We start from the raw sequence: 21,979 nt of genomic DNA, 5'->3' as shown, positions 1-21,979 counted from the left end.
GAGGCGCCCCGGAAGTCAAGGCAGAGAAAAGGGGAAAGGCTTCTCATCTCCGCCTGATCAAAAGAGGCTGTGCCAGAAGGAGATGAAGAGCTCCATCCTTTTTTTCAGCGAGGCGATCTCCAGGTATTCCTTATCGGTGTGCCAGTTGTCGCCGACGGGGCCCACTCCGTCGAGGGTAGGGATGCCGAGGGCAGCAGTGAAGCAGCCGTCGCTCCCGCCCCCTCTTGTCTTCTCCACTATGGGATGGTCAATCTCCCGGGCGAGGCCCTCCAGGATCGAGGCAAACCTGAGGCACTGGGCATTGGGGACCATGGGAGGCCTCATTATTCTCACGTCAAGATCCGTTTTTGCCGTTTCGCCGTAACGGTTCCGCACGTAGGGGGTCGCGGCGATCTTTTTGAATTGTTCAATGAGCCTTTCGGCCTCGCCTGGAGTCTTGAAGCGGAAGTCCACATTGAAGCGCACCCACCCGGGGACGACATTTTTCCTTGTATCCCGGAACTCCAGGTCGCCTGCGGCGCTTACTGTCGTCCCCTCGTCGTAGTCCGTAAGCTTCTGAAGCTCTATGACCTTGTATCCCAGCTCTTCGAGGGCATTGACGCCCTTTTCGTGATCGGTGCCGGCATGGGATGACTTTCCCGTCACCGTGAAGGTGGCAAGCCCCGCCCCTCTGCGCTGGTATACGTAAGTGGTGGTTTTCTCATCGACACGCTTCCCTCCCTCGAAGACCATCACGAGGTCGTGGGAGCGTGCCTGCTCCTCGATGGCATGCCGGGAGCTCTGCGAGTGGATTTCCTCGTCTGAGTTGAAAAGGACAGTGACAGTGCGGTCATCAAGTTTTCCCAGCTCGGCAAGGTAGCGGAGGGCAAAGGTCACGAGAGCAATTCCCCCCTTCATGTCGCTCACGCCAGGCCCCCTGAGCCTCTCTCCCTCATAGAAGACCTCCTTGAAGGGATGTGTCACGTCAAAGGCGGTATCCATGTGGCCCAGGATCATCACTCTTGGCCTCAGGAATCCCCTGCGTGAAGCAAGAAAATGATTGCCCTCGAGCTTCTGCGTGGTGAAGCCCGCTTCCCCGAGGGAAGAGGCGCAGGCCTCCATGACCTGAGAGATGCCCTCCCTGTTGAAGCTGCCGCTGTTAATGCCGGCAATCCTGACGAGGAACGAGAGGGCCTCATGGTGGTAAAGATCAAGTTTTTCAAGGCGGGGGACGGTGAGCATGGGGGCACCTCCTTGTACAAAAAAACCCGGGCATGCCGGGATTACTTGATGCACTATAGGTAAATACCTTTAAGCCTTTTTTTCGCTTTTCGCTTTTTTGTCCTTGGTCTTTGGCTTCTTTTTCTCTTTCTTAGCAGGACCCTTTTCCTTTGCCATGGCCTCAACTCCTTTCTCAAGAGTAGTTCTGTGCATCTCAGAGAATCCCTTCTCCCGTGCCTGCCATGCCTCTCCAACTGTTAACTTTTCTGCAATACCTGCCTGCGCTTTTTGTGGTATAATACTGTCCGAGGTGATATGTACATGGATTCACTGCAGCGCATTACCAGCCCGTCACAGCCAAAGCCTCAGACAGGGACCCCTGCCTTTCCCGGGAGGAAGATGATCTACCACCATTATCACAAGGATAAAGGCCACGGCTCATAGAATACGCAAGGGCTTCTTCTTCGAAAGGTATCCCCCATGAGAATCGATCTCCATGTGCATACCACGGCGTCATCCTGTTCCGCCTTTACGCCTCTGCAGCTTGTCCATGGTGCGCGCTCGGAAGAGGCTGCCGTCGTGGTCACGACCAATCATGGCGATTCCCTGGGTGACAGCGACTACCTCAGGGAGGAGCTCGGCAAACACGGGATCCTTTACTTCCCTGCAATGGAGATTACCACCGAATGGGGCGATTTTCTCCTCTTTTCTGAGCACCTTGACGAGTTCCAGCATATCATGCGCTTTCCCGTCGTATCTCTTCCCGATCCCGCGGTGGCCGTCATCTGGGCCCATCCCTTCGAGTTTTTCACGGAAGAGCATGTGCATGAGATCAAATACGACGTAGCCCCTTATATTGATGCCATCGAGGCGATCAACGGGAAGTGCCTGCGAAGCCCCTGGATGAACCAGATGGCCATGGATCTCTCCAGGGAGCTTGAAAAGCCCATGACGGCAGGCTCTGATGCCCATTCGGCAAAAAATTTCTTTCTGGTCTGGACAGAATTTCCTACTCCCATAGAAACTTACGCGGACTTTGTGAAAGCCCTCAAGCAGGGGAGTTTTTCCATCCCCCGGGAGGCCAGGGGCTCCGGGAAGTCATTCGGCAGGGAGTGAGGCTCCTTTACCCTCCCGCTGTCATTGAGAGAGACCAGGCCGGAATATACTACGAGGCTGTCAACAGTCATTTCGTCGCTGGAAAGGACCGGGAGGTCCGGCATGAGCTGGTCGGTGAGGCGCTTCAACGAGGGCCTGAGGGCTGGCTCAGTGATGAGCACCACGGGGTGCCCTGCTTGTGCGAGCTTTCTGACCGCGCCTGCCAGTGCGAGCAGGAGGTCCCCCTTTGTTTCAGGGTCCAGCGCGAGGTATGAGCCTTCGCAGGTCCTGCAGAGATGGTGAAGGAGGTAGTCCTTGATTTCATCATCAAGGAAAAGGGCATGGAGCGTGCCGTCGCTGTCCCGGCAGCTGCAGCAGACAGCCTTCTTCATGGCGAGCCGGCCGAGCTCGGCAAGAGTTTCGGGATCTTCCATCCTGTTACAGGCGATGATGTTCATGAGGGGCTTGATTTCTGCTATGGGGAGCCCTTCCCAGAGGAGGTTCTGAAGAGTCTTCTCCACCTTTTCCACCGTGATACTGTCTCTTTTTACGGCCCTGGCCAGCTCGGGCCACTCGTTGCTCCCATTGCTGATAAGATCTGTCACATGTGACCGGTCCAGAAGGTAGGGGGCATGGAGCAGAATGGCTTTTTCAAGCCTCTTCACAAGGACATCGGCGGGCTCGAGAAGGGTGAGCCCGGCATTGAGGGCTTCATCTTTCCCGGAGCGTTCAATCCAGAGGCCCGGCGAGCTGTCGCAGTGCTCCACCATTCTTATCCCGTCACGCTCCGCCAGGACTTGCACCGGCCCTTTCGCAAGGAGGCGCTCCCCTTCGAGAAAGCCCGCTGCCGCGGTGATACCGTGAATTCTTATTACAAAGGTCTTCTCGGAGAGGGAGCTGCAAGGCAGGAATTGCGCTGCCGGGACAGGGAAGCCCAGCTTCCCTGAAAGCGTTTTAGAGGCCTCGACTGCTTTTGCGGCAAGGCACTGCTGATCCAGGGTAAGGTAAAGATCGGGGTGAAACTCGATGGAGAGAGGCGGCGCCTGAGGTGCGGAAAACTCCTGCACCGCTTTTCCCTGAGGCTCGGAAGGGCCTTTTTCGCTTTGCCCGCCGGTGGCGACATAGGTGGTCACTTTGTCAAGAGCCGCCTTTTTCTCCACCATCTTTCCCATCAGCACGCAGACTTCAGCGGCAAGAAACCAGGGGAGCCTCGAGAATTTCAATATGCCTGTAAGGTCAAGCAGGCCGAGGACGCCGAAGATCACCGCCAGTGAGTAAAACGCACCTGGTGCCGCTTTGGTCTGTTGCTTCACGATGTCCTCACCGAAATTTGCCTTCTCGCACTCTCTTGCTCCCACCACGTTCATGGCGGTGGAAACCAGCAGGGACGATGCCGTGGCAAGCGCCCCGTTACCGATAATATAGGGGATGAGATTATGCAGTGCCGAATGCCACTCCATGTGAGCCAGAACGCCTTTTACTGTGCCTGCCAGGGCTGCGAGCGCCATCACTGCAAGCTCGGCAATCACTGCATATCTCTTGATGTTTGCAAGGCCGTCCATGGATCCGTAAAAATCAGCCAGGCTCTCGATGGCTCTCCTCCTTGCCTTTGCCGCCTCGGCGGTGGCGAGCCCCGAGTGAAAGTCCGCGTCAACGGCCATCTGAAAGCCCGGCATTGCGTCGAGAGTAAACCTCGCGGCCATTTGGCTGATGCGCTCTGAGTGTGACATGATGAAAAGGATTTGTATGGCGGCAAGGGCAATGAACATCAAAAGGCCCGTCAGGGAGTTCCCGGACACGATAAGGTTTCCGCATGAGGGGATTATGGTGCCTGCCGGGCTGGAGCCTCCATGGCCGCAGATGATAGCCCCGGACAGGATTTTCGCGGTTCCTGTCAGGAATACCGTGACCTGGAAAAAGGTGACCAGGAGGGCTGCCGTAGGGAAAAACCTGGTGAAAGCCTGCCACCCCGAGGAAGCGAGGAGCGTAAGGAGCAGAGAGAGGGCAAGGCTTACGAAGATGAGGCTGTCAACAGGGGCCATGTAAATCAGGGCCGGAATGAGCAGAATCAATGCCGTGCAGCATAGGAGCGTCAGAAGAGAGGGGCAGCCGGGGGAGCGGGATGGCGGCATGTGCTTGCGCATTCGTCAAAGAACCTCCTGTGAAATAATGGGGACAGGCTTTCGGCCTCGCAGCAGGTCAGGATCCGGTGTTCAGCCTCTCGCGGAATCTTCATGAGCAAAGGGTTTCATCGTTGAAATATCTGGAGGAATCGATTTTATGAGGCTCTGTCAATTCCGGGAGCCCGGGGCAGTCCCTGAAACAGGGGGAACTCTGCGAAAGGGCACTCCCGGAAGGCCCCCGGAATCCTGAGGCTCAGGGCGTGTTCTGGTGTGTTGAGGCCGGCACGGGAACGGAACCTGCGCACGCCTGCCTGCCTGTGAGGCGTGATTGTTCAGGATGAATAGTACCGCTCAGGAGATAAAGTCTTTGCGGGGCTTCGGGAGGGCTCCCTGGCAGTGAGGGAGGAGCGGGCCTCCCCCGCTTTATTATCTCATAGAGACATTGCCATTTTGTTGCCTCGAGGTAAAAATTCCCTTTCCTGATGTTAAATCTTTGTGAACCGCCATGGGTGGCTCCGGCGCGCCGGAGCGTGAAAACCTTGAAGTGCCGGGATTCCGGGCCGGGCCCTTTACTTTTTTCATAATGTAGTGATAAGTGATTAAGAAGAAGTGTGTACAGAAGAAAGCGAGGGAGTGGCATGGATGTCTATGGAAATGTCACAAGGGTAATCGGCTCGTCAGATGCATCACCCCTCAAAGGCAAGAAGGAGCCTGATGCTGCCGGAAGCGCAACGGGGGCCGAAGCCTCGGATGTCGAGGAACAGCAGTCTTCAGAGGGGATTAAACAGCCCCATGTGAAGGGGAAAGCCCTCCAGGCATCGCAGCAGTTCGAGGAAAAGCTTATGGACATCGCGGGGCCCGGTGAGCGTGAAGGCAGTGGCGGCGCCGACGAGATCACCCTTCCCATGGGAAACAAGAATGTGACTCTCAAAGGAGTCGATATCATCGACCTTGCCTACAAGAAGCGGGACGAGGAAGAGCAGGCGGCACTGCGCAAGCAGTTCAACAACAGGGTCCGCCGATCGTTCATGAAGGATCTTGGCAACGATCCTGAAAAGCTCGATGCCCTCAGGCAGGCAGGCCTCAATGACACCGACATCCAGATGATGCAGAACGGCAAGGTGCCCCCGGGATTCCAGGTGCACCACAAGCTCCCTCTCGATGACGGCGGTACCAATGATTTTTCCAACTTTGTGCTCATCAGGAATAAGCCGGCCCACCAGGCGATAACCAACTACCAGACGCAGCAGATAGAAGGCATGCCCGACGGCACTGACGAGGTGAGGCACATGGAGTGGCCCATGCCCAGGGGCTTCATCTATCCCCCCGACCCCTCCTACGTGACGGAAAGTCCCCGCTCCCGGTAGGGAATATGGATCTGCGCGGAGTATATTAAAAGTATCGCCCCGGCGATACTTTTACTTTTAAGGAGAAGGCCATGTATGAGGAACTGCTCACGCCTATAAAAAAGGATCTCGAGAAATACGGCTACAGGCTCCAGCAGCCTGCCATGGAGGCCGAGATAAAGCTCCTGGAGAGCAATGCAAAGAAGGAGCTCGGCGCCGCGCTCCCGCCTGAATATATCTCGCTGCTCTGCGAGGTGAACGGCCTGGACTATAACGGCTTCGTGTTTTACGCGACCCACACGCTGAATATCACCGGCTTCGAAGACCGTACCATCGAAGGCTTTGTCGAGGCCAACATGGCCTTCCGTGATGTGGACCGCTTCAGAGATTTCCTGGTCTTCGGCGGCGACGGCGAGGTCCTATACGTGTACCGGCTGAGCGCCAAAAAGTATCTCTCCATCGACGCCGTGGCCCTTGACGAGGCCGATCCCTACGGATCCTTCAGGGAGATGCTCCAGGGAGCCATAGATACCCACGCGTGAAGGAGAATTCCAGAAATCAGCGCTGCGACGGGATGGGTTTCTTTCTGTAAATGAAGATATCCAGCCCTTTAAACTCTGCTTTTTCCTCGAGCCTTCCATATTCCGAGAGCCTCTCCAGGACTTCGGGCGCCGCTTCTCCCGCTTCCTTGCTGGGGATCTGGGTTTTCATCGGAACCGAGTGAACAAGGAAAATCCTTGGCGAGGAGCAATAGCGCGGGATCTCTTCAGGGAAGCTCAGCATGTGGAGCTGTGCCCGGGCGGGAGTGCAGTAATAGAGGAGAGGCATAAAAACGAAATTGTCGTCAATAAGCACCGTGTCCTGTGCCTCCAGGCGTGAATCCAGGTATCCGCGGATCCCCCTGAAATCCTTGATCCCTTTCATGCTCTGCAGAAAATAGTTCTTATATCCGGGCTCGGTATATTTCCCGTAATACTGGGCAAGGGAGAGCCCATAGACAAGAAGGATCAGGCCAAAGACAGATGCCTGCAGGGATGAGGGCTTCAATGAGCTCAGCGCAAGAGAGGCCAGCAGAATGAGAGCAGGGATGATGCTTATGAAATAACGGTCCACCAGCATGCTGCGGCTCAGAGACATCACTATGGCAATGGAAAAAGGAATGGCAAACCATGCAATTACAAAAGCTCCCTTTTTCCCCCTCCTGAGCGCCTGGATTACTCCCACGATGATGATAAGCAGGATGAATGGCGCGCACCACTCACGGTTTATCCAGGGATAAAGCAGGTTATTGTGAAGCTGAAGGACGGTGAAGTTCCAGTTCACAAAGAGCGTGGCCAGGTGTGGAAGGGTCAATGCCGGCATCCAGTCCGCTATCCCCCCGGAAACGACAAGCGCCCTCTGATGGAGCAGCAGAGGCAGCATGGCAAAAGCCCATAGAAGCAAAAGTGCCTGTATGGTGAGCCACCGCTTTACCTTCTCCGTGTTCTGCCGGTAGTAGAGGAAAAAAAACAGATTCTCAAAGAGTATCAGGAAAAATGAGTAATAGTGGCTGTTCATGTTAAGGAGGGTGGAGAATCCATAGAGAACTGACCACACCCGCTCCTCTCTCTTCTCTTCAGCTTCACAGAAGCGCCAGAAGCAGTAGAGTGAGAGAAGGGAAAAAAGGAGATGAAAGCTGTAGTTGCGGGCTTCCTGGGAATACGCGACAAGAAAGGGTGAAATGGCGGCAAGCGCCGAGGCATAAAGCCCTGCTCTGGATCCGAAAAGTGAGCGCGCAAGGAGAAAGAGGACATAGACGGAAGCGGCTCCCGCCACTACCGAAGGGAGCCTTACCATTGCCTCGTCCCTCCCGAGCCTGAGCCATGCTTTCATAAAAAGGGGATAGAGAAGAGGGTGGGGATCGGGAGCAATCTGCGAGAGCGAATCATTGAGGATATTGGGGATGGAAAGGAGTCCCTTGAGAAGGCTGAGAGCCTCGTCAAACCAGAAATCCTTGGTGCCCAGATCATAAAGTCTCAGGGCTGCCGCGGCAATCACAATGACTGCGAGAAAGAGGCCCTCTCTGCGCGATGCAGTCCCGGTATTCTGGGTATTCATATCGTGAGATTCTCCGTATTCTGCCATATGCCAAGCAGCGAGCGGCCGAAGGAATAGCGAAACAATGGGTCAAGAGCCTTTGAGAGAGGCACAAAAAATCTGTCCCAGGTCCTCACCTGCTTTTCTGATGGCATTTTCTGCCTCGCGAGCAGCCTGTTTCCCAGCAGGAGCAGCACGCCGGTACAATCCAGATATTTCTCCATGAGGCATTTCATCCCCGGGGGCAGCAGCGACCTCATCATTTTTCTGTCATAGCGCCTGAAATGCCCTATCTCCCTGTCAAATGGCGAGTACAGCCATTGCAGGGCAGGGGCAAGGATGATGAGAGATCCGCCGGGTGCGAGGTGAGAGAGTGCCAGGCCGACCTCCTCCTGGTCATTATCAATGTGTTCAATCACGTCAATATATAATATGGTGTCAAAGGTTTCTTCGGGCTTCAGATCCGCCAGGATGCCCTCTTTCACCTGGCAGACAGGGGGAATTTCACCTCTCCCGATGGTTTCCCTGAGGAGAGCTGACAGCGAGGGATCGGGCTCAAGGCACATCCAGCTTTTCTGCGTTCCATCGCAGAGGTATCTCGTGGTGCCACCCATACCGGCGCCCACTTCCAGGACCCTGCCCCGCAGGTGAGGGCCTGCAAAGCCCTTCAGGTAGAGTTTCCAGTTCCTGGCGGCACTGAACAGCGCGAGTTCCTGGCCTGTATAGTCTGGTGAAGTCATTTCCTGAAAAGTGTTTCCCTGGCAAGAATAAAAGACTGGTATTCCCTTTTTGGAAGAAAGCATGCCAGATTCCTGCTGTGCAATATCATGAACACGAAAAACATGGTCATGGTAAGTGACTGCAGCAGAATCACCGAAAAGGTGGCTGCAAGGTATGAGGCCCATCCAGGGATCGCCAGGTCGGTGCAAAGCCTGATGAAAATGACGATGATAATGGCAAGAAAGCTGAGCAATGCGACTATAAGCATGGCGATAAGGGCGCGGATACCGATAATTTCCCCGTGCACCGAGATTGCGCTGAGCCCATGCAGCATCAGCGATACGAAGTTCATCTGGGAGCTGCCCCTGTAGCGCCGCCCCCTGGCGGTTTTTACTGTCCTGTAAGGAAACCTGGCCTTTATCACGCTCGCAGGATAGTTGTTCCAGAGCTCCGCGACATTCACGAGGCGCTCGAGGGCTTTACGGGGAATTACGCTGAAGTTCCCGAAGCTCAAGGCTGTTCCAGTCAGGAGGAAATATATCTTCTTGAAGAGATGGTAAAAGATTTTGAAATGGAGGCCTTCAGAGCGCTTCCCCCGTGCCGCGAACAGTATCGTCTCCCCCGCTGCCGCTTTTTGTTCAGCAATAAGCTTTGGCACCTCTGCCGGATCGTCCTCGCCGTCGCCATCCATGACTACTACGGAAGTATAATCTTTTCTTTCGCTCACAAAGGAGAGGGCTATGGCCAGGGCGCGCTGGTGCCCGAGGTTGCGGTTCAGCCTGAGAATATCCACCTGTTCCAGAGCGTAATAAGTCGTATCTTTGGTAAAAAAAGCCCCGCTTGCGAGAGAGGATCCGTCATCAACAAGGAGGACCTCGGCGGAAATGCCCTCCCCTGCAAAGGTATCATCGAGTTTTTTAAGGAGAATTGCCACAGACTCCCAGTCATTGTAGACAGGGATGACGACCACACAAAGCTCTTTTTGAGCTTCGGGAGCTTTCGGCTGATTCATATCAAGATTATATCAGATATTTCCCCTGAGATCCAATTGCCCGCTTTCTTCAGGGCGCTCCCCCCGGGGACTGCTTTCACCGGGAAGAATGCCCGCCAGAAAGGAGTTGCCTGTGCAAGCCCGTCCATGTTGTGCCGGAAAGTTCACAATTTGTTTACAGAGCTCCCTGGACTGCCATGCTATAATATAAGCAGGATAATCTATCTCTTTGAAGGGCTTATGGATCCACTTAAAAGCTCCTCGTTATCTTATCTTTCAGCAGGCAGAATTGCAGAAGGGCAGGGGACAGCCGGACCTCCTGCAGTGAAGGCGCCTCCGCCAGAGAGCGCGCCTCCTTTGCCGGTGCAGGGTGATGATGTTTCCCTCTCCGCTCCCGTGCCCGAAAAGAGGGAACATCAGGCGGCTCCGCAGAAGAAAAGCGCCCCCCCGCCGGAGCGCAAGGCTCCCGCGGCAGACATCTTTGCCCTCACTCCCGGTGTTTCCGAAGGGAAAGTGGCGGCCTCGCCGCACCAGACCTCCCCGTCCGGCAACGCCCCGATGACTCTATTCATGGAAGATCCCTCGCTTGCGGGCCATCTGGCTCAAGGGACCGAGATCCCAGCACCCCATGGACACCCTGCAAAGGATAAGAAGCCTGCCGGCGAGGCGAGAATGCAGAGACTCCTTACCAAGGTGGAAAAGGAAAAAAGCGAGTACGGACTCTCCATGCAGGCGCCCTGTCCCGATGATGCCGTTTCACATCTCAGGTCGCAGGTGGAGAATGATCTGGGTACCGCCCTTCCTGACGATTATGCAAGGTTCCTTTCCAGGACCAACGGCCTCGATCACAACGGCCTCACCATTTTCGGGAGCCGGACGGCTCCCATTGCAGGTTATGATGACAGGGAGATCGAGGGGGTCGTGGAGGCGAACCGTGACCGCCGCGACGTGGATTCAATGAAGAAGTACCTGGTGGTCGGGGAGTCAGGCGATATGGTGTATGCCTTTGACCCTGAAAAGTCCCGTTATGTGGGCCTTGATTCCTGCTCGCTTGATCACTGCGAATCATACGCATCCTTTGACACGATGCTCAAGGCGGCTTTCGAAGCCAACGCATAAGACAAAAACACCCTCTCCCGGAGAAAGGGTGTTTTTTATTTTCTCTTCTGCCGTCCACACGGGCGGCTTCTCTTCTAGCCTCAGCCGCCGCCTCCTCCGCTGCAGCCTCCGGCCTGCTGCTGGTCGTCGCCGCCGCCTTCCTGGCCTCCCCCGCCACCGCCGCCAAGGATCTTTCCAAGGATTGACAGCCCGAGGTTTATTCCGAAGGCGGCCCACATGGCGCCCGAGCCATCGCCGCCCTGCTGCTGCTGCATTTGCTGCTGCTGGGCAGCCTGGTTGTTCTTCTGCATCTCGTTGGTGAGCGAGAGGCCGTCCTGGCCAAGGCTCGAGGGCTGGGCCTGCGTCCCGCCTGCCGCCTGGGTCTGGGCGCCCGTCTCCCCGATGCCCGCTATATCATACTTATTCCTTAGAGCATTCAGCTTGTCTATGCTGGAAATCAAGTCGCTCATGACGTTACCTCCTGAAGGTGAGTTCCCTTTTTATTATCCCAGATTTTAATGCCCGGTGTAAGAGCCTTCTTGTTAAAATTTCCTGCAGATGTTGAAAAATTGTAAATGGGGACAGACTCTTTTATTAACATGTGCAGGGTCAGGGCCTCCTCTGGTAGAAAGGAGACTCAGACCATGCACCGAAGGGAGAAAGCCCATGAAACACCGCCTCGTCACCTGGAAAGACATTGAAAAACTTGTGCCCCCCTGGAGGCGCGGCGAACCTGAGAAAATTGGCGACGCGCGGATTTTCTCCCTCGAAAGAGTGCCTTCGTGGTCTCCCCACACGGGGCAGCCCCATGACTTCTTCAGGCTCAAGGCGCCCCACTGGGTAAACGTCATAGCTCTCACTCCCGACGGGGGCATAATCCTTGTAGTGCAGCAGCGCCATGGGATTGCCATGGCAACCCTTGAGATCCCGGCAGGCCTCGTGGACCCGGGGGAGGACCCTGAAAAGGCAGCCCTGAGGGAGCTTGAGGAAGAGACGGGATATATCCCCCGTGAAGTGATCCACCTTGGCACCTGCTATCCCAACCCTGCATTTCTCACCAACCTCTGCTATACTTTCCTTGCCAAGGACTGCACTCACACAGGGAGGCTGAGCAGGGATACCACCGAGGAGCTTGAAGTGCTCGTGGTGCCTGCCGAAGAAATTAATTCACTTCTCACTTCAGGGATGCTGGGGAACGCCATGGGCATCGTAGGATTATTCTGGTATGATCTTTACCTCCGCGGAATACCGTGGTGCGGCGACAGGAACATGAGAAACCCCGGCGGAGCAGATGAGTCCGCCAGTGAGCCCGGCAAGAGAGAGTACCATGAAGGGAGCGCTCCCCGCAGGAAGGAGAAGAAACAGTGAGACTTTTTGGCGGCATAGAGGCGGGAGGCACCAAGTTCAACTGTATCGTGGCGGCAGCGCCAGATGATATCAGGGCCGAGCTCAGGATACCGACGACGCTCCCCGGCGAGACGATGAAGCATGTCGCTGATTTTTTCGAGCCGTACCGCGAGGGAATTGCCGCACTAGGCATAGGCTCCTTCGGCCCCCTCGACGCTCACCGGAGCTCTCCAGCCTATGGCTCCATCACTTCAACACCCAAGCCGGGATGGAAGGACGTGAATATCCGCGCCATGCTCCAGCAGCGCTTTCCCGTGCCGGTAGGTTTTGATACCGACGTGAATGCTGCCGCACTCGGCGAAAAGCGCTGGGGTGCCGCTCAAGGCAAAGAGAATTTCATATATCTCACGGTGGGAACAGGGATCGGCGGCGGGGTCTTTGCGGGCGGCACCGTTGTCCACGGCCTCATCCACCCCGAGATGGGCCATATATACATTCCCCACGAGAGAGGCCTCGATCCTTTCGAGGGAGTATGCCCTTTTCACAAAGACTGCCTCGAAGGCCTTGCAACCGGCCCCGCCATGGAGAAGCGCTGGGGACTTCCCGCGGAAAAGCTCCCCGATGGGCATCCCGCCTGGGACCTGGAAGCGGGCTACCTTGCATGCGCCCTGGTGAACTATATAGCCATCCTCTCGCCGGAGCTCATCATCCTGGGAGGAGGCGTCATGCAGAGGGAGAGCCTTTTTCCCCTCATAAGGAGAAAAGTGAGGGAGCTTCTTAACGGCTACATAAGGACGCCCCTTATTGTTGATGAGAACGAGGATTTCATAGTTTCCCCCGGCCTGGGGACCCGTTCGGGCGCCCTGGGCTCACTGGCCCTCGCCATGGAGGCGCTGGGCCTCTAAGTGCTCCCGGTCTTTGACCACGTATTCAGGGAACTTCGGCGGGTAGGGATTCCCGTATTCCGAGCAGCAATACATATGCATGGCGTTTCCGGGGCAGAGGTTTATGCAGCCCAGGCAGAGGGCGCAGGTGCCCCGGGGGAAGGGGTAGCCGTCTTCCCTGGCGCCGAGGCGCTCTGCAGGGCAGAAGCGGATGCAGAGCCCGCACTTCATGCAGCGCCTTTTCCACACATAGTTCCTGTAAATTATGGCGTTGAGCCAGGGGTTATCCAGGAGCATCCCGAGAAAGACCAGGGGGAAAGGGAAAATGGTGACCGCGTTCCCTGCAGGCATACCCCGGGAGAATTCCCCGGCGGCCGTCTCTGCCATTGCCAGGTCTGCCCTGCGGGGGAGAAGGCTGTCGAGGAACCTGTACATGCCCCTCGGGCCAATCCTGAAGGGCACCACATTGAGGGGATAGACTCCCCAGCAGCACCCTTTCACCGTGTAACCCTTGAGCGACAACAGAAGCCATGCAAGGAATCCGGCATTCTCGGGGCCGCCGCCGGCAGTGGAGAGTATGAAGGCCGTCTTGCCTTCGCTGCGCGGAAGGCCTTTGATAAGGTAGGCGAGCAGGGGCCAAGGCATGCGCCACCCGATGACAGGGAAGGCGAGCACCAGGCCCTGGCCGTTGAATTTTGCCCTGAAGCTCTTGTAGTAGTGGAAGCGGTGCACAATCACCTTGATGCCCTTGAGGCTGTCAGTGAACTGCCGTGCAAAATGCCCCGTGTTCCCCGAGTATGAGCACAGGAGCACATCCACTTTCTTCAGGGAAGAGAGGCCGCGGGGCTTATGAATGGCAGTGCACAGGTCAACGGCGAGCATAAAAGCTGAAGCGGCAGTGAAGATATGGTGAAGAAGAGTGAGGCCGCTCCAATACCCTGCCAGGCGGACAATCACCACCATTATAAGGGAGGCCACGGGGACCAGCCTGGCGCCGGTGCGGTGGCCTGTCGTCACCAGGATCATCGCGAGGAGGGGGAGATAAAGGGTCACGTCATCTTGGAAAAAGTATTCCCTGAATATAAGGCACAGCATCACCATGAGGGAGTAGTCAAGCATCACCGAGGGGATGAAGCACGTCATGACAAGGGGTATGAGCCCGAGAGCCATGATGAGAGGGAAAGCCCAGGGGAAGCGGACGAGCGTCGGTGTGCAGCCGCAGATGATGAGGGCAAGGACCCAGGCACACCAGGCCCAAGGTCTTTTCTTCTCTAAGGTGCCGGAAGAAGCCATCATTCTAACTCTTCGTATGCTCGTCTGCCAGTTTCTTTATCTCGCTCTCATATTTCTCATACTCCGGCGAGCCTTCCCTGCTGTAATTGAAATTCTTGTAGAGGCCCGTGAGCCTGGTAAAGAAGTCCCTCGCCTGGTCCTTGTCAGGGAAATCATAACGGCGGGCAATGAGGTCTCTCACCAGGCTGAAGCTCTTAAGCTGCCGATCCCGCTTCATTGCCGCGTCCACTTCATCAAAGGCGTCCTGCTGAAGATAGACCATGTCCAGGAACGTGGATTTCTGCCACGTGATGAAGTCTTCAAGCGTGATTCCCTCTTCGCCGGTGACCTGCATCATCTGGTAGATGGAGTCTCCCTTTACCAGGAGGCCGTGCATCTCCTTGACGCTTTTTGTCCAGTCAGCGCCAAGGTTGGTCCCATACCAGGTTTCAAGCTGGTCAAGGTAGCGGGACCAGGAGATGAGGGGATCAATGGCGGGATAGCAGCGCTTGTATGCCCGATCATAAGAGAGGCCCAGGAAAGTTTTCACCGTGGCCATGGTGGCCTGTGTCACCGGCTCCTCGAAGTTGCCTCCCGCAGGCGACACGGTGCCGATCATCGTGAGGCTGCCGACGGAATTGTCGGGGCAGCGTATCACCCCTGCGCGCTCATAGACGGTCTTGATATTGGACTCCAGGTACGCGGGAAAGGCCTCTTCGCCCGGGATCTCCTCGAGGCGTCCCGAGGTCTCGCGCATCGCCTGGGCCCACCGGGAAGTGGAATCGGCAATCAGCAGGACCTGGTAGCCCATCTGCCGGTAATATTCTCCCATGGTGATGCCGGTGTAGATCGATGATTCCCTGGCGGCGACAGGCATTGACGAGGTGTTGCAGATAATGATGGTCCGGTCCATCAGGGACCCTCCCGTTTTGGGATCGACCATCGTGGGGAACTCCTTGATGGTCTCCACCACCTCGCCAGCGCGCTCGCCGCAGGCCACGATTATCACTATGTCCACGGTCGAATAGCGGGATATGAGGCTCTGGAGCACCGTCTTGCCCGCGCCGAAAGGTCCCGGGATGCATGCGGTCCCTCCCAGGGCGATGGGGAAGAACGTGTCGATTATTCTCTGCGTGGTCGTGAGGGGCTCGGAGGGATAAAGCCTTTCTGCAAAGCGCCGCTTGAGCATGCCGGCCGGCAGCGGTCTTCTCACGGGCCATCTCTGCACAAGGGTGACCTCCTGGTCTTTTCCAGAAGCCTTCCTGATGGAGGCCACGGCGTCATCGAGGGTGATCGTGCCGGGGCGGACCCAGAGCACCTCCACCTCCCCATGCTCTCCAAAGGGCACCATTATCTTGTGAGAGAAATTACCTTCCCTTACCGTGCCTATCGCCTGGCCGGCCACAAGCCTTGCTCCCGAGGTGACGGAGGGTTTGAACTCCCATTTCCTGGCCTTGTCGAGAGGAAAGAGGTCGGTGCCGCGCTTGAGGAAAAAGCCGTGCTTTTCCGCAAGCACCGAGAGGGGGTTCTGGAGGCCGTCAAAGACCTGTCCCAGAAGCCCCGGACCGAGCTCCACCGAGAGGAGGTCGCCGGTGAGCTCCACGGTGTCGCCAAGCCGCAGGCCGTCGGTGTCCTCAAAGACCTGCATGTCCGCCGTGCGGCCACGTATTCTCAAAATCTCCGCCTTCAGGCGCTCTTCGCCCAGGCAGATGAACCCCACCTCGTTCATTACCAGGGGGCCATCGGCTATCTCGACGGTCACGAGGCTTTCCTGCGCCGCGATGATTCTGGCGCTCCTGCGGGCCCTGCTTCCCCCGGGGGCCTCATCCGATGCTGAAGAGCTGTTCCTGTCCATGGGTAACCTCCATAATCAGTGAATTGAAGCGCTTTTCCGCCGCCTGGTTGTCATATCCGAGCCACACGCTGATAATGGCCCACTTGGAGATATAGGCAAGCACCGCTTCAAAAGAAAAAGGATCATCCCATGAGAGGCCGTCGGCGGTATCCCAGTTCTCCTTGAAGAGAAGCCTTGAAAGCTCCAGAGCTTCGCCCCCTTCAAGCAATGACCTCGCTTTCGGTATCCATGGGAATGTGAAGCCCATCATGAAATCAGGGTTGTTCCAGTGCAGCTCTATGTGCTCAACCCAGGGACCGACACCCCAGGTTTCCCATTTTCCCGGCGGCCCCTGGCCTTTCTTGCGCCGCCGGAGAGCCGCCATGATTGTACGCTGGCTTATCTCCTTCACTATCATGCTCCAGGCGCCGGGAAGATGCCTTGTGAGTCTTTCCATCTGCTCATAGAGCGTCACCACTTCCCTGTCGGTCCTTTCAAGAGGCTGCTGCTTCCATGCGAGGAACTCAATCAATTTTCTTGTGACGGCCCTGTCATCATCCTCAAGCATCTCCAGTCTTTTCCTGAGGCGCACCTCGTTGATGGGAAGGCGGGACGCGCGCTCGAAATAAGGGAGAGCGGGAAGGCTTGCCATGAGAGTATAGTATTCCCTGCCGGCCATATCAGCGGTGCGCTCCTTCAATCTTATGGCGAATCCGGGGCGTCAGGTGGGAAAGAATAAGCTCCGAGAGAGCCCCGTCTGAAAGATCGACCTCCACATCGGTCCCCCTGAGCCTGATCCTTATCCCCGCCTCATCGCGCGAAGAGGGGGTAACGGCAAGTCCCTGGCGCAGTGTTTCCCTGAGAATCTCGGCGATGAAGGAGTCCATCTTTTCCGACTGCCCGGCCGCGATTCCGCCGTTCTCTGCAATGATTCCCTTGCGGGAGAACAGGATCTCGATCTCTTCATCTTTCGGCGGGGCGGCGTGCCCGGCGATCACCAGGATCAGCTTCTTCAGGAAATCCCTGTCCAGAAGCTCCGCCTCCACGAGCTTTCCCAGCTGTACCTTGAAGCGCGTGGTAAGCCTTTCCCTGAGCTCGATTATGGCGTCACGGAGCCCAAGCTGAAGTGACTCAAGGGCTCCCTGCTTCTCCCTTTCAATTTCCGCATGGGCTTTTGAGAAAAGCTCGTCGGCCTCGGCCTTTGCCTTCGCCATGAGCTCCGCCGATTTTTTCTCCGCCTCGCTCACAAGCCTCTGCGCCTCTTCTTCGCCGGCCTTCACCCCTTCGCTGCGGAGCTTTTCTATCAGTTTCTCCACGCCCGAGGATGTCTTAAGTTGCTCGGTCATAGCAAGTTCCTCCATGTCTCTGCAAGTAGTGGGTTCCGCCCCTTCGGCCAGGTATCTCAGCCTTTTATCGAGCCCGAAAGCACCAGGGCGAAGACCAGGATGAAGACGGCGAAACCTTCGATAATGCCCGCGGGGGCTATTGAGATGCCAAAGATCTCGGGCTTGCTTTTCGAGGCCTGGATCGAGGAGGCGCAGGCCTGGCCCTGGCACATGCCGCAGATGAGGAGGCCCAGCCCCGAGAGAACTCCCACGGCGAAGAGCCCCGGCCCGTGGACCGCGTCCACTTTCATGTTGAGCGAGAGCATTATCACGATCCCGAATATTGAATGCGTCGAAGGCATGGCGCTGAGGCCGATGTATTTCCCATAGCCGCTCTCCACGTCAAGGAGGGCGCCTATGGCGGCCTGCCCCGCCCTGGCGCACCCGATTATGCTCCCCATCGAGCCAAGCGCCACAGGAGCATAAATTCCTATCCAGCCCAGTGTGACATACAGAAGATCCACCTATGTATCCCCCTTTCTAGTAAATGCCCGGAAGGGGTACCCCTCTTCCGGTGTGCTCCAGTTCAGAAACTCTATCACGTTGAGGCGGAGCCCATGGACCACTCCGCCCATGATGCCGAGAACAAGGTTCACGCTGTGGCCTGTCAGAATGACGAACAGTGAGAGGAGCATGCCGATGCCGACCTCCGGAATGGCATGGGATGCCTGGCGGGCAAGATTGTTGAAGGCAACGGCGAGCGAAGCCGAGGCGAGGCCAAGGGCAAAGATCCTGAGGTAGCTCATCACGTCGCCGAATGCAGAGGTGACCTTCGTGAGCCGCTCCAGGCCATGGAGGAGCCTTGCCCCGAGAGGATGGCCCACTCCTGAAAAAAGGAATACGGCGAGCAGCCCCGCCGCCATGAGGCAGACTCCGCACTTTCCCTCGAGCGGTTTTACGCTGCCCGTGAGTCCCAGCATCAGGCCGCCGCCAATGAAAAGTATCCACCCGAGAGGGGCCAGGGCTGCCGCCTTCCAGCCCTTGCGCAGTATATCCATGAGATTGGCGAGCATCACGTGGCATGCGCCCATAGAGATGCAGATTGTCATCATGGTATTGTAGTCATTGAGATCCAGGATTTTAAGGCGCGCGAGGAAAGAGCTTTTTTCGGGCTCCATGCCGAAATAGCTCCCTATCATGACGCCCCAGATGGCTGAAGTCACGACAATGGCGAAAAAAAGGACCCTGAGGCGCCTGCCAGATTCAGTTTTCCCCATCTGCCCTTCTATCAGCAGGAGCCCGAGGCCCAGAAAAAGGGCGTACCCCGCATCGGCCAGGATCATGGAAAAGAAGATCACAAAAGAGAAAAAGATGATGATCGAGGGGTCGGAAAGCCAGTACCCCGGCGTGATATAGAAGGTGAGGAGGTCCTGCCCTCCCGCGAGGAGCGGGGGATTGTGAAGGAGCGTGGGCGGCGTCTCGCTGCGGTCGGGCTCTCTTATCTCAATTGCAGCATTATGCTCCTCCGAATAAGCCTTGAGGCTCCCGGCGCTCGAGCGGGGCGCCCATCCTTCAAGGGCGAAGAGGGGAGAGATGTCAAGGGTTTTCTGGTACGCCCTTCTGAGCTCCTCGATATCTTCAAGCCTGTTGAGATTCTTTGAGTAAAGCTCGCACCACCGTGTCATGCTGTAGCGCTCGGCCTCAAGGTCTTCTATCTCGTTTTCCACGTCGATGAGGCGCTGCTCCAGGTCCGTAAGGGATCTGTTCCCCGTCAGTGAGCGCGCCACAGGCATCCCTACGGGCTCCTTCTCTGACACGACGACGAAGTAATCCATGTGCTCACCGCTGTTCACAAGGGCCCATGCGAGGCCTGAGGCTTCTACTTTCTCCCGGAGGTGGCGGGGAACGAGGTAGAACCAGAGCTTCAGGTTTCTCATGGCCTCGGGAGACGGAAAGGAAAAGTCACCCCAGGGCTTCAGGTTCTTGATTTTGTCCTGGAGCCGGTCACGCTCATCCCTCAGGGAGAGGAGCCTCTCTTCCACCTCAATGGCCCGCATCTTTATCTTCTCAGCGTCAAAGACTTTGGAGGCATGCACCTGCGTTCTTCTGTGGGGGCAGCTTGTGAGGAACGCCAGTGCCCTCCGTGCATCAGCCGAGACGGCGGCAGAGGACCCTGTCTCGCCCGGGGTCTTTGCGGATATGATATGAATGCAGCCCAGCTCCTGGAGATCTGCCATGACTGCTTCCTTCTCGCTCAGGAGCCCTATGATTGTCACTTTGACGAGGGGGACTATGCTCATGGCTCCAGTGTCTCCTCCATGGCCGACGGCTGCTTCCTTTTCGCAAGCTTTGAGCGCACCACCGACGTTCTCTCCAGGTCTCCCAGGTAGGTCACGATGCGCTTGATATCGTTTTTCACGCCGGGTATCAGCACTTTCTCGAAGAGGTTGACGCGCTGGGTGATGCGGCGCTTGGCCTGCTCCAGGATGGCCACCCTTTTTTCCGCCGTGTAAATGACGGCGGAAAGCTCTGCCGCCTCTCTGAGGCGCTCCACCAGGATGTCAACCCAGAAGGGCCTGGCAAACATCGAATACTGGCGGATCGAGCACTTTACCTCCCGCACCACCGGCAGTTTCACCCCTACGATATTCTCCGTCTCCACCTTCACTGATTCCAGCATTACAAGCCCCGTGAGAGCCAGGTCTTCGACGGCCAGCATGGGGAGCTGCTCCCTTGTCTCGCTTTTGAGGGTTTCCAGGCGTGACTTGATCTTCTCATGCTCCTCCCTTGCCTTCCCGAGCTCAAGCGTCAACTGCTGGCGCTTGAGGTCAAGGGAGGGAAGCATCTTCTGGTAGAGCTTGAGCTGAGTGCGCTCCTTCTGAAGGGAGCTCTTGCTCAGAGTCACTTTTCCCATCGGCGGTTATCCTGCCTTTTCCTTGGCATCTTTCGGGTAATACTTGTCAATAAAGCTCTGCTTCATAAGGAGCTCCTGGGGCTCAAAGCATTCCGCGAGGGTCTGCCAGCAAAGATCGAGAGCCTCTATGACAGGCAGCGACACGTTGATATCCATGAAGCGGCTGCGGAAGAGCTTGCCGAATCTCAGGAGCTTCTCGTCAAAGGGCGAGAGGTCAAAGGCCATGGCCTGCTTCTTGTCGGCTTCCACGCTTCCCGAGTATAAGCGTATCATCGTGTTCATAATCTGGGAGTGGTCGTCGCGGGTCTCCTTGCCTATCACATGCTGCTTGAGCCTCGAGAGGGAGCCGAAGGGATCGATGACGCTGTCATGGAGATAGAACTGCCCTTCGGTGATGTACCCCGTGTTGTCAGGAACGGGGTGGGTCAGGTCATTGCCCGGCATGGTGGTGACGGTGAGTATCGTCACCGAGCCCGCTCCCCTGTAATCACAGGCTTTTTCGTAGCGCCGCGCAAGCTGTGTGTAGAGATCGCCCATGTAGCCGCGGAGCGCCGGAATGCGCTCGAGGGAGATCCCTATCTCTTTCATCGCGTCGGCATAAGAGGTCATATCGGTGAGGAGCACCAGCACCCGCTTATGCTCCAGAACGGCAAACTTCTCGGCCACGGCCAGCGCAAGGTCGGGCACCAGCAGCCTCTCCACGACGGGATCGGAAGCCTGGTTTACAAACATTATCGTGCGGCCGAACACGCCATGCTCCTCGAAGCTGTTCCTGAAGAAATGGTAATCGTCAAAGGCCAGGCCCATACCGCCGAAGACCACTATCTCCGCGTCTGCCTGGAAGCCGATGCGGGCGAGGAGGGCATTGTAGGGCTCCCCCGCGATGGAAAAAATCGGTATCTTCTGGCTCTCCACGAGGCAGTTGAAGAGGTCGATCATGGGGACGTTCGTCCTGATCATCCTGTGGGGCATCTCGCGCATCATGGGGTTTACCGTGGCGCTCGACACCGGTATCCTGGGGTCTGAGTTGAGTGAGGGCCCTCCGTCTATGGGCTCGCCCGTTCCCCCAAATATCCTGCCCAGGATGTTGGGAGAATAGAGGACCTCCATGAAGTGGCGCAGGAACCTCACCGAGGCGCCGGTGGAGATGCCCTTCCCCCCCGAGAAGACCTGGAGACTCGCAAGGTCTTTCTTGAACTCCACCACCCTGGCCTGTGATTCTTCGCCGTCGGGATTTTCCACCATGGCAAGCTCGCCGAGTGCGACATTTTCAGCCTGCACACGGATCATATTGCCTACAATGTCGTTAATACGGGTGTGCTGAATAAGCTCCGGGATCATAGGGCCTCACCTCTTTCAGGTAAAGAGATTTGTTTGCCAGAGAGGGCTCAATGGCGCTTCCTCCATAGTGGCTCTATCGTTTTGTCTGGGAGAGCGGGAGAAATTACCGAGTTTATCTGTAATGATAAATTATACAGAAGGGAGGAATTGTCCTTTTCAAGGGTCACCTGGGAGGGAGCACCGATAAGTGCGAGCCTGCCTGGAAGACCGGCGGAGCGGCCTTCCAGGCATTGGCTTGTCTGGTCATGTTTCTGAAACTCAAGGAGAGAGCGGCACTGGGGTTATTTTTTAGCCTTCCCCTTAGCTGCGGGTGCCTTTGGTGCGGGTGCCTTTGGTGCGGGTGCCTTTGGTGCGGGAGCCTTTGGTGCGGGAGCCTTTGGTGCGGGAGCCTTTGGCGCGGGAGCTTTTGGCGC

General features: G+C 56.7%; 22 protein-coding genes. 7 read left to right on the top strand and 15 right to left on the bottom strand.

All coding sequences use genetic code 11. From position 1 onward, the window contains the following. Positions 1–57: 57 nt before the first annotated feature. Positions 58–1,221 carry a M20 family metallopeptidase gene (locus RDV48_00905; protein MDQ7821329.1) on the bottom strand — a complete coding sequence of 388 codons (1,164 nt, stop codon included), beginning with the start codon at positions 1,219–1,221 and terminating at the stop codon, positions 58–60. A gap of 69 nt (positions 1,222–1,290) precedes the next feature. Beyond that, the gene (locus RDV48_00900; protein MDQ7821328.1) at positions 1,291–1,413 is read right to left on the bottom strand and encodes a hypothetical protein; all 123 of its coding nucleotides are present in this window, start codon (positions 1,411–1,413) and stop codon (positions 1,291–1,293) included. A gap of 108 nt (positions 1,414–1,521) precedes the next feature. Between RDV48_00900 and RDV48_00895 the strand changes: the two genes are divergently transcribed. Together RDV48_00895 and RDV48_00890 are read left to right on the top strand one after the other, a co-directional pair. Then, the gene (locus RDV48_00895) at positions 1,522–1,644 is read left to right on the top strand and encodes a hypothetical protein (protein MDQ7821327.1); all 123 of its coding nucleotides are present in this window, start codon (positions 1,522–1,524) and stop codon (positions 1,642–1,644) included. 36 nt (positions 1,645–1,680) lie between these two features. Continuing rightward, on the top strand, positions 1,681–2,316 hold the full coding sequence (locus RDV48_00890) for a PHP domain-containing protein (GenBank protein ID MDQ7821326.1): 636 nt from the start codon (positions 1,681–1,683) through the stop codon (positions 2,314–2,316). Here the strand turns inward: RDV48_00890 and RDV48_00885 are convergent. Then, entirely contained in the window at positions 2,226–4,439 is a 2,214-nt protein-coding gene (locus RDV48_00885) for an FHIPEP family type III secretion protein (protein MDQ7821325.1), read from the bottom strand. The genes RDV48_00890 and RDV48_00885 overlap by 91 nt on opposite strands. A gap of 617 nt (positions 4,440–5,056) precedes the next feature. Between RDV48_00885 and RDV48_00880 the strand changes: the two genes are divergently transcribed. Further along, positions 5,057–5,785 carry an HNH endonuclease signature motif containing protein gene (locus RDV48_00880; GenBank protein MDQ7821324.1) on the top strand — a complete coding sequence of 243 codons (729 nt, stop codon included), beginning with the start codon at positions 5,057–5,059 and terminating at the stop codon, positions 5,783–5,785. 71 nt (positions 5,786–5,856) lie between these two features. Further along, a complete protein-coding gene (locus RDV48_00875) occupies positions 5,857–6,306 on the top strand; it encodes a YrhA family protein (protein ID MDQ7821323.1) in 450 nt (149 codons plus the stop codon). Positions 6,307–6,322: 16 nt separating this feature from the next. Here the strand turns inward: RDV48_00875 and RDV48_00870 are convergent, their stop codons facing one another. Genes RDV48_00870 through RDV48_00860 form a run of 3 tightly spaced genes read right to left on the bottom strand, consistent with a single transcriptional unit; the run spans position 6,323 to position 9,530 of the window. After that, positions 6,323–7,861 (bottom strand): glycosyltransferase family 39 protein, encoded by a 1,539-nt coding sequence (locus tag RDV48_00870; GenBank protein ID MDQ7821322.1) that lies wholly within the window; start codon positions 7,859–7,861, stop codon positions 6,323–6,325. Next, entirely contained in the window at positions 7,858–8,580 is a 723-nt protein-coding gene (locus RDV48_00865) for a class I SAM-dependent methyltransferase (protein ID MDQ7821321.1), read from the bottom strand. The genes RDV48_00870 and RDV48_00865 overlap by 4 nt, the downstream gene beginning before the upstream one ends. Further along, complete coding sequence (locus RDV48_00860; protein ID MDQ7821320.1) at positions 8,577–9,530, bottom strand: glycosyltransferase; 954 nt, start codon at positions 9,528–9,530, stop codon at positions 8,577–8,579. Before RDV48_00860 ends, RDV48_00865 begins: the two co-directional genes overlap by 4 nt. A gap of 384 nt (positions 9,531–9,914) precedes the next feature. On the opposite strand from RDV48_00860, the gene RDV48_00855 reads away from it, so the two are divergent. Then, positions 9,915–10,670, top strand: a complete 756-nt coding sequence (locus RDV48_00855; GenBank protein MDQ7821319.1) for a YrhA family protein — start codon at positions 9,915–9,917, stop codon at positions 10,668–10,670. Between the two features lie 80 nt (positions 10,671–10,750). On the opposite strand, the gene RDV48_00850 is transcribed toward RDV48_00855, so the two are convergent. Then, positions 10,751–11,119: a hypothetical protein gene (locus RDV48_00850; GenBank protein ID MDQ7821318.1), complete on the bottom strand. Its 369-nt coding sequence runs from the start codon at positions 11,117–11,119 to the stop codon at positions 10,751–10,753. 196 nt (positions 11,120–11,315) lie between these two features. Here RDV48_00850 and RDV48_00845 point away from each other — a divergent pair, with 196 nt between their 5' ends. Beyond that, positions 11,316–12,017 (top strand): NUDIX hydrolase, encoded by a 702-nt coding sequence (locus RDV48_00845; GenBank protein MDQ7821317.1) that lies wholly within the window; start codon positions 11,316–11,318, stop codon positions 12,015–12,017. After that, complete coding sequence (locus RDV48_00840) at positions 12,014–12,901, top strand: ROK family protein (protein ID MDQ7821316.1); 888 nt, start codon at positions 12,014–12,016, stop codon at positions 12,899–12,901. The genes RDV48_00845 and RDV48_00840 overlap by 4 nt, the downstream gene beginning before the upstream one ends. Here the strand turns inward: RDV48_00840 and RDV48_00835 are convergent. From RDV48_00835 to RDV48_00800, 8 genes are read right to left on the bottom strand one after another with little or no spacing between them, the layout of a single operon-like run. Beyond that, entirely contained in the window at positions 12,866–14,176 is a 1,311-nt protein-coding gene (locus tag RDV48_00835; GenBank protein ID MDQ7821315.1) for a hypothetical protein, read from the bottom strand. The two genes, RDV48_00840 and RDV48_00835, sit on opposite strands and share 36 nt — an antisense overlap. Position 14,177: 1 nt before the next feature. Next, on the bottom strand, positions 14,178–16,007 hold the full coding sequence (locus RDV48_00830; protein MDQ7821314.1) for a V-type ATP synthase subunit A: 1,830 nt from the start codon (positions 16,005–16,007) through the stop codon (positions 14,178–14,180). Further along, positions 15,976–16,665 carry a DUF2764 family protein gene (locus RDV48_00825; protein MDQ7821313.1) on the bottom strand — a complete coding sequence of 230 codons (690 nt, stop codon included), beginning with the start codon at positions 16,663–16,665 and terminating at the stop codon, positions 15,976–15,978. The genes RDV48_00830 and RDV48_00825 overlap by 32 nt, the downstream gene beginning before the upstream one ends. Position 16,666: 1 nt before the next feature. After that, on the bottom strand, positions 16,667–17,332 hold the full coding sequence (locus RDV48_00820; GenBank protein MDQ7821312.1) for a hypothetical protein: 666 nt from the start codon (positions 17,330–17,332) through the stop codon (positions 16,667–16,669). Between the two features lie 56 nt (positions 17,333–17,388). Continuing rightward, entirely contained in the window at positions 17,389–17,835 is a 447-nt protein-coding gene (locus RDV48_00815; GenBank protein ID MDQ7821311.1) for an ATP synthase subunit C, read from the bottom strand. Further along, on the bottom strand, positions 17,836–19,611 hold the full coding sequence (locus RDV48_00810; GenBank protein MDQ7821310.1) for a hypothetical protein: 1,776 nt from the start codon (positions 19,609–19,611) through the stop codon (positions 17,836–17,838). After that, positions 19,608–20,225: a V-type ATP synthase subunit D gene (locus RDV48_00805; GenBank protein MDQ7821309.1), complete on the bottom strand. Its 618-nt coding sequence runs from the start codon at positions 20,223–20,225 to the stop codon at positions 19,608–19,610. Before RDV48_00805 ends, RDV48_00810 begins: the two co-directional genes overlap by 4 nt. Before the next feature lie 6 nt (positions 20,226–20,231). Continuing rightward, positions 20,232–21,566, bottom strand: coding sequence for a V-type ATP synthase subunit B (locus tag RDV48_00800; GenBank protein ID MDQ7821308.1), 1,335 nt, complete (start codon positions 21,564–21,566; stop codon positions 20,232–20,234). Between the last annotated feature and the right edge of the window lie 413 nt (positions 21,567–21,979).

The sequence above is a fragment of the Candidatus Eremiobacterota bacterium genome, from assembly GCA_031082125.1.
In the GTDB taxonomy this organism is placed as follows: domain Bacteria; phylum Vulcanimicrobiota; class CADAWZ01; order CADAWZ01; family Ess09-12; genus Ess09-12.
This window is presented reverse-complemented; position numbering and strand designations above follow the sequence as displayed.